Source organism: Haemophilus sp. HN_Hi08, from assembly GCF_049824455.1.
Classification (GTDB): domain Bacteria; phylum Pseudomonadota; class Gammaproteobacteria; order Enterobacterales; family Pasteurellaceae; genus Haemophilus; species Haemophilus influenzae_D.
On record NZ_CP187493.1, the window covers coordinates 353,655 to 365,848 of the forward strand.

11 protein-coding genes are annotated in these 12,194 nt (G+C 38.9%); 2 read left to right on the top strand and 9 right to left on the bottom strand.

Annotated elements, in window-relative coordinates; all coding sequences use genetic code 11:
* Positions 1 to 164: 164 nt before the first annotated feature.
* Both purB and hflD read right to left on the bottom strand, forming a co-directional pair.
* Positions 165 to 1,535, bottom strand: coding sequence for an adenylosuccinate lyase (purB, locus tag ACPT8O_RS01760; RefSeq protein ID WP_021034557.1), 1,371 nt, complete (start codon positions 1,533 to 1,535; stop codon positions 165 to 167).
* Between the two features lie 22 nt (positions 1,536 to 1,557).
* Positions 1,558 to 2,175 carry a high frequency lysogenization protein HflD gene (gene hflD, locus ACPT8O_RS01765; protein WP_021034556.1) on the bottom strand — a complete coding sequence of 206 codons (618 nt, stop codon included), beginning with the start codon at positions 2,173 to 2,175 and terminating at the stop codon, positions 1,558 to 1,560.
* Positions 2,176 to 2,303: 128 nt separating this feature from the next.
* On the opposite strand from hflD, the gene trpS reads away from it, so the two are divergent.
* Positions 2,304 to 3,308 carry a tryptophan--tRNA ligase gene (trpS, locus tag ACPT8O_RS01770; protein ID WP_021034555.1) on the top strand — a complete coding sequence of 335 codons (1,005 nt, stop codon included), beginning with the start codon at positions 2,304 to 2,306 and terminating at the stop codon, positions 3,306 to 3,308.
* A gap of 22 nt (positions 3,309 to 3,330) precedes the next feature.
* Entirely contained in the window at positions 3,331 to 3,621 is a 291-nt protein-coding gene (locus tag ACPT8O_RS01775; protein WP_021034554.1) for a YfcZ/YiiS family protein, read from the top strand.
* 53 nt (positions 3,622 to 3,674) lie between these two features.
* Here ACPT8O_RS01775 and dusA read toward each other — a convergent pair whose 3' ends face one another.
* The 7 genes from dusA to mnmG form a co-directional block, all read right to left on the bottom strand.
* Entirely contained in the window at positions 3,675 to 4,658 is a 984-nt protein-coding gene (gene dusA / locus ACPT8O_RS01780) for a tRNA dihydrouridine(20/20a) synthase DusA (RefSeq protein ID WP_041175260.1), read from the bottom strand.
* 2 nt (positions 4,659 to 4,660) lie between these two features.
* On the bottom strand, positions 4,661 to 5,053 hold the full coding sequence (locus ACPT8O_RS01785) for a chloride channel protein (RefSeq protein ID WP_257842410.1): 393 nt from the start codon (positions 5,051 to 5,053) through the stop codon (positions 4,661 to 4,663).
* Positions 5,054 to 5,205: 152 nt separating this feature from the next.
* Positions 5,206 to 6,390: an elongation factor Tu gene (gene tuf, locus ACPT8O_RS01790; protein WP_005654658.1), complete on the bottom strand. Its 1,185-nt coding sequence runs from the start codon at positions 6,388 to 6,390 to the stop codon at positions 5,206 to 5,208.
* 64 nt (positions 6,391 to 6,454) lie between these two features.
* Positions 6,455 to 8,557, bottom strand: coding sequence for an elongation factor G (fusA, locus tag ACPT8O_RS01795; RefSeq protein WP_021034550.1), 2,103 nt, complete (start codon positions 8,555 to 8,557; stop codon positions 6,455 to 6,457).
* Positions 8,558 to 8,640: 83 nt separating this feature from the next.
* The gene (gene rpsG / locus ACPT8O_RS01800) at positions 8,641 to 9,111 is read right to left on the bottom strand and encodes a 30S ribosomal protein S7 (protein WP_005626581.1); all 471 of its coding nucleotides are present in this window, start codon (positions 9,109 to 9,111) and stop codon (positions 8,641 to 8,643) included.
* A 157-nt stretch (positions 9,112 to 9,268) separates the two neighbouring features.
* A complete protein-coding gene (gene rpsL, locus ACPT8O_RS01805) occupies positions 9,269 to 9,643 on the bottom strand; it encodes a 30S ribosomal protein S12 (RefSeq protein ID WP_005543325.1) in 375 nt (124 codons plus the stop codon).
* Between the two features lie 199 nt (positions 9,644 to 9,842).
* A complete protein-coding gene (gene mnmG / locus ACPT8O_RS01810; RefSeq protein WP_021034549.1) occupies positions 9,843 to 11,732 on the bottom strand; it encodes a tRNA uridine-5-carboxymethylaminomethyl(34) synthesis enzyme MnmG in 1,890 nt (629 codons plus the stop codon).
* Between the last annotated feature and the right edge of the window lie 462 nt (positions 11,733 to 12,194).

Here is a 12,194-nt window from a genome sequence, read left to right on the forward strand (position 1 = left end):
ACCATCTACGTAGGATAATTAAGATTACTCCCCTACGGTCTTGGATGGGGCTTGAATAGGTCAAGCACCAACCAGAAATTTGTTAGATTGACTAACACAGGCGCAGGATTATAGAGAAAAGCTATGTTCTTGTAAAGAATATTGTTGGAAAAAGAGCCAAATTCCTATGATAGCTTCTCTACTAATTCCACTGCAGCCCCAATATAAGTAGCGGGTGTTAATTTTTGTAAACGTAATTTTTCTTCTTGTGGAATAGCCAACTTATCAATGAATTCACGCATAGCTTGTTCTGTCACTCGTTTACCTCGCGTTAATTCTTTTAATTTTTCGTAAGGTTTTTCTATTCCATAGCGGCGCATTACGGTTTGAATTGGTTCAGCTAAAACTTCCCAGTTTTGATTGAGTTCTTCTAATAAGTGCGGTTGATTTACTTCAAGTTTACTAATGCCTTTGAGAGTTGAAGCATAAGCGATCAAACAATAACCTAATCCTACGCCTAAATTACGTAATACGGTTGAATCCGTTAAGTCACGCTGCCAGCGTGAAATTGGTAATTTTTGACCTAAGTGGGTCATTACTGCATTGGCTAAGCCTAGATTGCCTTCTGAATTTTCAAAATCAATTGGATTGACTTTATGTGGCATGGTAGAAGAACCAATTTCGCCTGCAATAGTTCGTTGTTTAAAGTGATTTAATGCAATGTATCCCCATAAATCACGATCAAAATCAATGATAATGGTATTAAAGCGTACTACAGCATCAAAAAATTCAGCGATATAATCGTGCGGCTCAATTTGAGTGGTATAAGGATTCCATTGAATACCTAATGAAGTGACAAATTCTTCGCTGAATTTATGCCAATCAATATTAGGATATGCTGATAAATGCGCATTGTAGTTACCTACCGCACCATTGATTTTACCTAAGATTTCTGCGTTCTGAAGTTGTTTAAATTGACGTTTTAGGCGATAAACGACATTCGCTATTTCTTTGCCCACTGTGCTTGGTGAAGCTGGCTGTCCATGTGTGCGAGAAAGTAATGGAATCGTTTTATATTCTTCTGCAAGACGAGTGATTTCATCAATCAGTTTTTGCCATTCTGGTAAAATCACTTCGTCACGAGCGGTACTTAACATTAATGCGTGAGAGAGGTTGTTAATATCTTCTGAGGTGCAAGCGAAGTGAATAAATTCGGAAACGTTTACTAGTTCCACTTCATTTTGAATTTTCTCTTTCAGAAAATATTCAACGGCTTTCACATCGTGATTAGTTGTGCGTTCAATTTCTTTAATATGCGCAGCATCTGTTTCATTAAAATTAGCCACAATTCCATCTAAAAAAGCATTTGCTTGCGTAGAAAATGGCGGTACCTCGGTAATTTCTGCCGTTGAAGCTAATTTTTGTAACCAACGAACTTCCACAGCTACACGGAATTTCATTAACCCGAATTCGCTAAAAATAGTGCGTAATGGCGTTACTTTATCTTGATAACGGCCATCAAGAGGGGAAAGTGCGGTCAGTGTAGAGAGTTGCATAAATGTTTGCTCCAGAATTGTATTAATAAATAGAAGAATAAATCTGTTTTGCGGTGGCAAGTAATTTTCTGCGGAAAAATAAAATTTGCCATTTTGTTCCGCCCATTTGTTTCCATAGCACAGCAGAGCGAATGCCTGCAAGTAACACTGCACGAATTTTATTTTGTACGAGTTCTTGTCGCAAATAATCAGGCGAGCCTAGGATGTGAATTTTTTTGCCCAATGGACTAATAACGTCGCTGTAAATATTTGCCATAATAGATAGCATTGTTTCACTATCTCGAGCGTAATGAATTTCTTGTTCTTTTAGGCGAGAAATTCGATTGCCCAATGTTTGTTTGGCATCGGGATTTTTCGATAATTTTCCTTCTAATGCTAAAAGGCTTAGCCAATAGCGAGTTAAATTTTGATCGCCTTGCGCGTTGAGCTGATGAATTAAGGTTTCCAGACCTAATTTTAAATGACGAACTTCTCCACCAAAAACATCTTCGATTTGTTGTGGTTGGGTAATGAAAAGGCTATTAAGTGCGGTTAAAAATGTATCTGAATCTGCTCGACTTTCTGTTGCAAGTTGATGAACCAATTTTGCTGATTGGCACACTCCAGCAAGGGCAAGAACAATATCGTGGTAGTTTTTCATTAGAAAATATTAGGAAAACGTTTCCGTTAAATATAGCATTTTTAACCTAGCTTTTGAACTCGAACATTAAAAAAGCCTAGAGTTTCTGATATGATGAGCGAACAGTTTTAAGGTATTAAGGATTGATTATGGCAAAACCAATTGTTTTTAGTGGCGTGCAGCCTTCTGGTGAATTAACTATCGGAAATTATTTGGGCGCGTTGCGCAACTGGGTGAAAATGCAAGAGGATTATGAATGTATTTTCTGCGTAGTTGATTTACATGCGATCACTGTGCGTCAAGATCCTGTTGCCCTTCGCAAAGCAACGCTCGATGTGCTTGCACTCTATTTAGCGTGCGGAATTGATCCAAATAAAAGTACTATTTTTGTTCAATCTCACGTTCCAGAACACACGCAATTAAGCTGGGTGTTAAACTGCTACACCTATTTCGGTGAAATGAGCCGAATGACGCAATTCAAAGATAAATCAGCGCGTTATGCAGAAAATATTAACGTGGGTTTGTTTGATTACCCTGTGTTAATGGCGGCGGATATTTTACTTTATCAAGCAAAAAGCGTGCCTGTTGGCGATGACCAAAAACAACACTTAGAAATTACGCGTGATATTGCAAATCGCTTTAATGCGCTCTATGGCAATATTTTCACCATTCCTGAAATTTTCATTGGAAAGGCAGGTGCACGTATTATGTCATTGCAAGATCCTGAAAAGAAAATGTCAAAATCAGATGATAATCGCAACAACGTGGTGACACTTTTGGAAGATCCAAAATCTGTGGCGAAGAAAATTAAACGTTCCGTAACAGATTCAGATGAGCCGCCAGTTGTTCGTTATGATGTGCAAAATAAAGCGGGGGTATCTAATCTTTTAGATATTCTTTCTGCGGTTACGGATAAGCCAATTGCTGAGCTTGAAAAAGAATTTGAAGGTAAAATGTACGGACATTTAAAAACTGCAGTAGCGGATGAAGTCTCAACTTTACTTGCTGGTTTACAAGAACGTTTCCATCAATATCGTAATGATGAAGCTTTATTAGATAATATCTTACGACAAGGTGCGGAAAAAGCGCGTGCAAAAGCCCAAGAAACCTTGGCGAAAGTGTATGAAGCAGTAGGTTTTGTTGCTGCAAAATAATCTGAATAAAAGGGATAATATTATGGCAATTCAAACTGAAAAACCGATTGAATGTGTAGGTTGTAACACATTTGATATGAAATCACTTTTCGATAATCGTGATTGTAGTCAGGTTATTGAATATATTTATGACGGTGAAGAACAAGCGCAAGAAGCGCTCGCATTTTTTACCCAGAAAGCGCGTGATGTAGAAAGTGAATCTTGTGAAATTCAATCTGAAATTACAAAAGTGGATGATGGCTATTTATTAAAGGCAAATTTCACTTTCTGTTGTCAAGCTGAATTGGTGATTTTTCAAATGCGTATTGCGTAAGAAAAACAGCTGAAAAATAAGCCGCACTTTTACGGCTTGTTTTGTTTTTAGGATTAGCTTTCTACAAAGCTTAAGGCGGTTTCAACTACTTCAACTCCCGCACCTTGTTTAAACGCATTTTCACTTAAATATCGTCGCCATTGACGAGCACCTTTGCAATTTTGGAATGCGCCTAATATATGACGGACGATATGATTAAGGTGTATTCCTTGGCTAAGTTGTTGTTCAATATAAGGAAGCATTGACTCTACCGCTTCATGAGCGGTAACAATTGGTGCGTTAGGATCAAATAAGGCTTGGTCAATTTGCCCAAGTAAACTTGGATTTTGATAGACCTCTCGCCCAACCATCACGCCGTCCACATATTGCAAATGTTGTTTCATTTCTTCAATGGTTTTTATACCACCATTAATTACGATAGTTAGATGTGGAAAATCACGCTTTAGTTGATAAACCCGAGCATAATCTAATGGCGGAATTTCTCGATTTTCTTTGGGACTTAACCCCGAAAGCCAAGCTTTTCGTGCGTGGATAATAAACTCTTGGCAACCTTTTCCTTGAACCTTTTCAATAAAATCACATAAAAATTCATAGCTGTCTAATTCATCAATGCCAATACGCGTTTTCACAGTGACTGGAATTTTGACCGCACTTTGCATTTGTTCTACACAGTCTGCCACCAAATCTGCTTTCGCCATTAAGCAAGCACCAAACATTCCATTTTGTACGCGATCAGAAGGGCATCCTACATTAAGATTAATTTCGTGATATCCTCGTTCCTCAGCAAGTTTTGCACAATATTTGAGTTGTTCAGGATCGCTTCCTCCCAGCTGTAACGCAACGGGATTTTCTTGTAAATCAAAATCCAAGAGATCGTATTTGGCATGAATAATCGCAGGTGCGGTGACCATTTCAGTGTAAAGTAACGCATGCTTTGAAAATTGGCGATGAAAATAACGACAATGGCGTGTTGTCCAATCTAACATTGGTGCAACAGAAAAACGGCAGCGGTAAAAGTGCGGTAGATTTTGAAGCATTTTTATTTCTCTTGTTCGGTTTTGCTGCGTAATTCTTCGGCTTGGCGAGCTTGCATTTGCTGGCGAAAACAGCCTGCAGCAAAGTGGTAAAATGGTTTTGGGCTAAATTGGTGCGAGATTATGGATGCAATAATGCTGGAAATCAAGAGCCAAATGAGAACGGGTTGTGCGCCTGTCATTTCCATTACAACAACACTGGCTGTAACTGGCGATTGTGTGCAGCCAGCTAAAAATGCCGCCATACATAAAATCACCAAAAAACGTTGATCAACCATACCGCCACTTAGATCCCAAAGCATTGTGCCAATGCCTGTGCCTGTTGTCAGTGATGAGGTAAAGATACCACCGGCAATACCATTCCTAGGGGTAACACAAACCAAACTGCAACAGGATATTTAGATGACCAGTGAGCATTTAGTTCTAATCCAAAATCAAATAATTTAATAAATATTTACATATATAAAATAAAAAATGCGGAGAATTTTCTCCGCACTTTTCTTTTTGTTTTTTCTGTCTTTTATCTTTAAGACATTCAGGAATCCATCAATTACTTGATGATTTTCGCTACAACACCCGCACCTACTGTACGGCCACCTTCACGGATTGCGAAACGTAAACCTTGGTCCATCGCAATTGGGTGGATTAAGCTTACTGTCATCTTGATGTTATCGCCTGGCATTACCATTTCCACGCCTTCTGGTAATTCAATAGTACCAGTTACGTCTGTTGTACGGAAATAGAATTGTGGACGGTAACCTTTGAAGAATGGAGTATGACGACCACCTTCATCTTTTGATAATACGTACACTTCTGATTCGAAGTCAGTGTGTGGTGTGATTGAACCTGGTTTCGCTAATACTTGACCACGTTCGATTTCTTCACGTTTGGTACCACGTAATAATGCACCGATGTTTTCACCTGCACGACCTTCGTCAAGTAATTTACGGAACATTTCAACACCCGTTACAGTAGTTTTCGCTGTATCTTTGATACCGACGATTTCTACTTCATCACCTGTACGGATGATACCACGTTCTACACGACCTGTTACTACGGTACCACGACCTGAGATTGAGAACACATCTTCGATTGGAAGAAGGAACGGTTGGTCAATCGCACGTTCTGGTTCTGGAATATAAGTATCTAAGTGACCCGCTAATTCTAGGATTTTTTCTTCCCATTCTGCTACGCCGTTTAATGCTTGTAATGCTGAACCACGTACGATTGGAGTATCGTCACCTGGGAAGTCATATTGAGATAGAAGTTCACGAACTTCCATTTCTACTAATTCTAATAACTCTTCGTCATCTACCATATCGCATTTGTTTAAGAATACGATGATATATGGTACACCTACTTGGCGACCTAACAAGATGTGTTCACGAGTTTGTGGCATAGGACCATCTGTTGCTGCTACTACTAAAATAGCACCATCCATTTGCGCCGCACCGGTAATCATGTTTTTAACATAGTCGGCGTGTCCCGGACAGTCTACGTGTGCGTAGTGACGAGTCGGTGTATCGTATTCAACGTGTGAAGTATTGATGGTAATACCACGCGCTTTTTCTTCTGGCGCGTTATCGATTTGGTCAAATGCACGCGCTGCACCACCGTAATGTTTTGCCAATACGGTTGTAATTGCTGCTGTTAAAGTTGTTTTACCGTGGTCAACGTGGCCGATTGTACCCACGTTTACGTGCGGTTTTGTACGTTCAAATTTTTCTTTAGACATTTCTAATGTTTCCTAAGAAGTGCGGTATAAAACAATCATATTTTACACCGCTGGTTTACAAAAATTATTTTTTACGCGCTTCAATTACTGCAGCCGCAACACTTGTTGGAGCTTCAGCATATTTTAACGGTTCCATTGAGTAAGATGCACGACCTTGAGTTTGTGAACGTAAGTCTGTTGCATAACCGAACATTTCTGAAAGTGGAACTTCAGCATCGATCTTAACAACAAACTCGTTCGCTTCTTGACCATTTACCATAGCACGACGACGGCTTAAATCACCAATTACATCACCAACATACTCAGGTGGAGTTTCTACTTCAACTTTCATGATTGGCTCAAGTAATACTGGGTTTGCTTTTGAGAATGCTGCTTTAAATGCTAAAGACGCAGCAAGTTTAAATGCTAACTCAGATGAATCCACATCATGGTATGAACCAAAGTGTAAACGCACACCAAGATCAACCACTGGGTAACCCGCTAATGGACCAGATTTAAGCTGTTCTTGAATACCTTTATCAACCGCAGGAATGTATTCACCAGGAATTACACCACCTTTGATTTCATTTACGAATTCATAACCTGGACCTTCTGGATCTAATGGATATAAGTCGATAACAACGTGACCATATTGACCGCGACCACCAGATTGTTTTGCGTGTTTACCTTCCACATCATTAACACGAGTGCGGATAGTTTCACGGTAAGATACTTGTGGTTTACCGATGTTAGCTTCCACTTTAAATTCACGTTTCATACGGTCAACGATGATATCTAAGTGTAATTCACCCATACCAGAAATAATGGTTTCGCCAGATTCTTCATCAGTGTGAACACGGAATGAAGGGTCTTCTTGTGCTAAACGACCTAATGCTAAGCCCATTTTTTCTTGGTCAGCTTTAGTTTTTGGTTCTACCGCAACAGAAATTACTGGCTCTGGGAATTCCATACGCTCAAGGATAATTGGCGAATCAATTGCACATAATGTATCACCAGTAGTTACATCTTTTAATCCGATAGCTGCCGCGATATCACCTGCACGAACTTCTTTAATTTCTTCACGTTTATTAGCGTGCATCTGTACGATACGACCAAAACGTTCACGTTTTTGACGTACAGAATTCAATACTGTATCTCCAGAATTAATAACACCAGAGTATACACGGAAGAATGTTAAGTTACCTACAAATGGGTCAGTTGCAATTTTAAATGCTAATGAAGAGAATGGTTCTTCATCACTTGCGTGACGCTCACCTTCAGTTTCATCTGGATTGATACCTTTAATTGCAGGGATATCAGTTGGTGCTGGTAAGTATTCAACAACTGCATCGAGCATTGCTTGAACACCTTTGTTTTTGAACGCAGAACCACAAGTTACTAAAATAATTTCATTTGCTAATACGCGCTGACGTAATGCTGACTTAATTTCTTCTTCAGTTAAGTCTTCGCCACCTAAGTATTTTTCCATTAATTCTTCTGATGCTTCAGCTGCCGCTTCAACAAGATTTTGACGCCATTCTTCACAGTCTGCTTGCATATTTGCAGGCACTTCTTCATAAGTGAAAGTCATACCTTGGTCTGCTTCATTCCAGTTGATCGCTTTCATTTTGATCAAATCAACTACACCAGTGAAGTTTTCTTCTGCACCAATTGGAAGTTGAAGTGGAACCGCATTAGCACCTAAGCGGGTTTTTAATTGTTCAACAACACGTAAGAAGTTCGCACCAGTACGGTCCATTTTATTTACGAACGCAATACGTGGAACTTCATACTTGTTAGCTTGACGCCATACGGTTTCAGATTGTGGTTGAACACCACCAACCGCACAGTAAACCATTACTGCGCCATCAAGAACACGCATAGAACGTTCTACTTCAACAGTAAAGTCCACGTGTCCCGGAGTATCGATAACATTGATACGATGTTGTGGGAATTGTTGTGACATACCAGACCAGAATGCAGTTGTTGCCGCAGAGGTAATGGTGATACCACGCTCTTGTTCTTGTTCCATCCAGTCCATCGTTGCTGCACCATCGTGCACTTCACCGATTTTGTGGCTAACACCAGTATAGAATAAGATACGCTCAGTAGTAGTGGTTTTACCCGCATCAATGTGCGCACTGATACCGATATTACGATATCTTTCAATAGGGGTTGTACGAGCCATTATTATAACCTTGTTTATTTAATATCAGTTTATATAAGGGTAAGGCTTCATCAATGATGAAGCCCTTTAAATTCAAAAACTTATTACCAACGGTAGTGAGCAAATGCTTTGTTAGCTTCAGCCATGCGGTGAACGTCTTCACGTTTTTTAACTGCTGCACCTTTATTATCTGAAGCATCAGATAATTCGTTTGCAAGGCGTAAAGCCATTGATTTGTCACCACGTTTACGTGCTGCTTCAACGATCCAACGCATACCTAATGCGTTACGACGTACTGGACGCACTTCAACTGGTACTTGGTAAGTAGAACCACCAACACGACGAGATTTAACCTCAACAGTTGGACGTACGTTTTCAAGTGCAACTTCAAACGCTTCTAAAGGCTCTTTACCTGTGCGTTGTGCTAAAGTTTCTAAAGCACCATAAACGATTGATTCAGCAACGGATTTTTTACCGTCTACCATGATTACATTAATAAATTTTGCAAGTAATTCTGAACCGAACTTCGGATCTGGAAGAATCTTGCGTGCTTCAACACTACGACGACGTGGCATTGCGAATTTCTCCGTATTTTAATCTTCAGGATATCCAAAACCCATCAGCAATATTTCTCTTTGAGAAAATTTGCAGCACAAAGTGCTTTTTGACTGGAGTTTATGGTTTAAATTTTTTTGCTAATTTAGACGTTTGGCCTTACTTAACGGAGAACCATTAAGCTTTAGGACGTTTAACGCCGTATTTAGAACGACCTTGTTTACGATCTTTAACGCCTGCGCAGTCTAATGCACCGCGTACTGTGTGGTAACGCACACCTGGTAAGTCTTTAACACGACCACCACGGATTAATACAACACTATGCTCTTGAAGGTTGTGACCTTCACCACCAATATAAGAAGTTACTTCAAAACCGTTAGTTAAGCGGATACGACATACTTTACGTAACGCTGAGTTTGGTTTTTTAGGAGTTGTAGTATATACACGAGTACATACACCACGTTTCTGCGGGCAAGCCTCTAATGCAGGAACGTTGCTTTTTACAACCTTTTTCACACGCGGTTTGCGTACTAGCTGGTTGATAGTTGCCATTAAAAAAGCTCCAGTTTAAATGTTATTCAATAATAGAATGTTATTCAATAATAGAATGTTGTTCAAAAAATCTACTTCCATATAGAAATAGACGGCGAATTTTAATAGTTTTACGCTTTATTGTCAATAATTAAACAATATACTCTAGGCTTAAAACTAGATTAAAATTTACCGCACTTTTGTTTTTTAATAAAAAACTTTATTCCCCACGTTTTAGCATGCCTTGTTTTTTCAAATTAACCAGAATAATTGAAATAGCAGCAGGCGTTATACCTGAAATTCGGCTCGCTTGACCAATGGAAACCGGGCGATGTTGTTCCAACTTCGCACGTACTTCATTAGATAAACCAGACACTTTACTATAATCAAAGTTAGCTGGAATAGCCGTATTTTCGTGGCGTTTTTGTTTTTCAATTTCTTCTTGTTGATGCTCAATATAGCCTTGATACTTAATAGCAATTTCCACTTGTTCTACGGCTTCTCTATCTTCCATTGCTGGTTTATATGGAGTTAAGGAAGTCAAAATATCGTAGGTCATTTCTGGACGGCGTAATAAATCTTCACCGCTGGCTTCACGCACAAGTGGACTGCCAAGCACTTTATTGGCTTCTTCTAAATATTCAGAACGCGGATGCAACCAAATACTGCGTAAGCGTTGGCGTTCCAATTCAATATTTTCCATTTTTTGATTAAAGCGCACCCAACGAGCCTCATCAATTAAACCTAATTCATGGGCAATTGGCGTTAAACGAATATCCGCATTGTCTTCACGTAATAACAAACGGTATTCAGCACGAGAAGTGAATACACGATATGGTTCTTTGGTACCAAGCGTGCAAAGATCATCCACCAATACTCCAGTATAAGATTGATCACGACGTGGATACCATGCCTCTTTCTCTTGTACATAAAGACCTGCGTTAATCCCCGCCAATAAGCCTTGTGCCGCTGCTTCTTCATAACCGGTTGTACCGTTAATTTGGCCTGCGAAGAATAAACCAGAAATAGCTTTTGTTTCTAACGTTGGTTTTAAATCACGTGGATCAAAATAATCATATTCAATGGCATAACCCGGTTTAATGATGCGAGCTTTTTCCAAACCTTTCATGGAATTCACAATGCCCATTTGTACGTCAAACGGCAAACTGGTAGAAATCCCATTTGGATACACTTCGTTACTGGTTAATCCTTCTGGTTCCAAATAGATTTGATGTGAATTACGATCCGCAAAACGCATCACTTTATCTTCAATAGATGGGCAATAACGTGGACCGATCCCTTCAATTACACCAGTATACATTGGACTACGATCCAAATTATTACGGATTACTTCATGAGTTTGTTCATTGGTGTGAGTAATATAACAAGGAATTTGTTGCGGGTGATCAGATACCGATCCCATAAAAGAAAATACAGGTAATACAGCATCACCATGCTGTTTAGCTAAAATATCAAAATTGATCGTGCGTGCATCAATACGTGGTGGTGTACCTGTTTTAAGGCGATCTACACGTAATCCGAGATCTCTTAATCGATATGAAAGATTTACAGAAGCAGGATCTCCAGCACGACCACCTTCATAATTTTCCAAACCAATATGAATTTTACCGGCTAAGAAAGTACCTGCAGTTAATACCACTGATTTAGCACGAAAAATTAATCCCATTTTTGTGCTAACGCCTGTAACTCGATCTTGCTCAATTAGAATATCTGTCGCTTCTTGTTGGAAAATATCTAAATTAGGTTGATTTTCTAATGCTGTACGAACAGCTTGACGATATAAAACTCTGTCAGCTTGAGCTCGAGTAGCACGTACTGCTGGACCTTTACTACTATTTAAAGTACGAAATTGAATTCCTGCTTTATCTGCAGCATGCGCCATCAAACCACCCATAGCATCTACTTCTTTTACTAAATGACCTTTACCGATCCCACCAATTGCAGGATTACAAGACATTTGCCCTAAAGTATCTACATTATGTGTTAATAAAAGGGTTTTTAATCCCATTCGAGCTGGTGCAAGCGCAGCTTCTGTACCCGCATGGCCACCACCGATCACAATCACATCATAAGTTTCAGTGTAAAACATATCTATCTCTATTTATTCGGATCAAAAAATTGGCGTTATTCTACAGAAATTTAAAACACCTGACAAAAAAAGAATGGATCTATTGATCCTTTGAAACATCAGGTTTGTATTAGTAAATAAGATCTCTTTTTATATATAAAGATCTTATTATTGTTACTATTAAGATCCTTTGTAATTGTGAGTAACCTTATTAGATCCTTACGGAAACTGGTGTTATAGGATCTAAAGATCTTGTGAAAATACGATCATTTTCTTTAAAAATCTTGTGTGTAAAATGGAAAGTTATTAACAACTTTATTTTTTCTCAAAGTTACCAAATGAGTAAAAACAGTTTTATGACAGGTTTTTATAAAGTTATCCACAATAAAAATTTTATTGATGCTGAGCTTTTTCTAATGAGAGTTAATGACTTGATACTGTAGTTACTACAAACTATCTTCTTCTTGAAGAATAAATAAAATA

Excerpts from the sequence above, each read along its gene's own strand:
- purB (WP_021034557.1), bottom strand. The coding sequence starts at position 1,535 with ATGCAACTCTCTACACTGACCGCACTTTCCCCTCTTGATGGCCGTTAT.
- hflD (WP_021034556.1), bottom strand. The coding sequence starts at position 2,175 with ATGAAAAACTACCACGATATTGTTCTTGCCCTTGCTGGAGTGTGCCAA.
- trpS (WP_021034555.1), top strand. The coding sequence starts at position 2,304 with ATGGCAAAACCAATTGTTTTTAGTGGCGTGCAGCCTTCTGGTGAATTA.
- ACPT8O_RS01775 (WP_021034554.1), top strand. The coding sequence starts at position 3,331 with ATGGCAATTCAAACTGAAAAACCGATTGAATGTGTAGGTTGTAACACA.
- dusA (WP_041175260.1), bottom strand. The coding sequence starts at position 4,658 with ATGCTTCAAAATCTACCGCACTTTTACCGCTGCCGTTTTTCTGTTGCA.
- tuf (WP_005654658.1), bottom strand. The coding sequence starts at position 6,390 with ATGTCTAAAGAAAAATTTGAACGTACAAAACCGCACGTAAACGTGGGT.
- fusA (WP_021034550.1), bottom strand. The coding sequence starts at position 8,557 with ATGGCTCGTACAACCCCTATTGAAAGATATCGTAATATCGGTATCAGT.
- rpsG (WP_005626581.1), bottom strand. The coding sequence starts at position 9,111 with ATGCCACGTCGTCGTAGTGTTGAAGCACGCAAGATTCTTCCAGATCCG.
- rpsL (WP_005543325.1), bottom strand. The coding sequence starts at position 9,643 with ATGGCAACTATCAACCAGCTAGTACGCAAACCGCGTGTGAAAAAGGTT.
- mnmG (WP_021034549.1), bottom strand. The coding sequence starts at position 11,732 with ATGTTTTACACTGAAACTTATGATGTGATTGTGATCGGTGGTGGCCAT.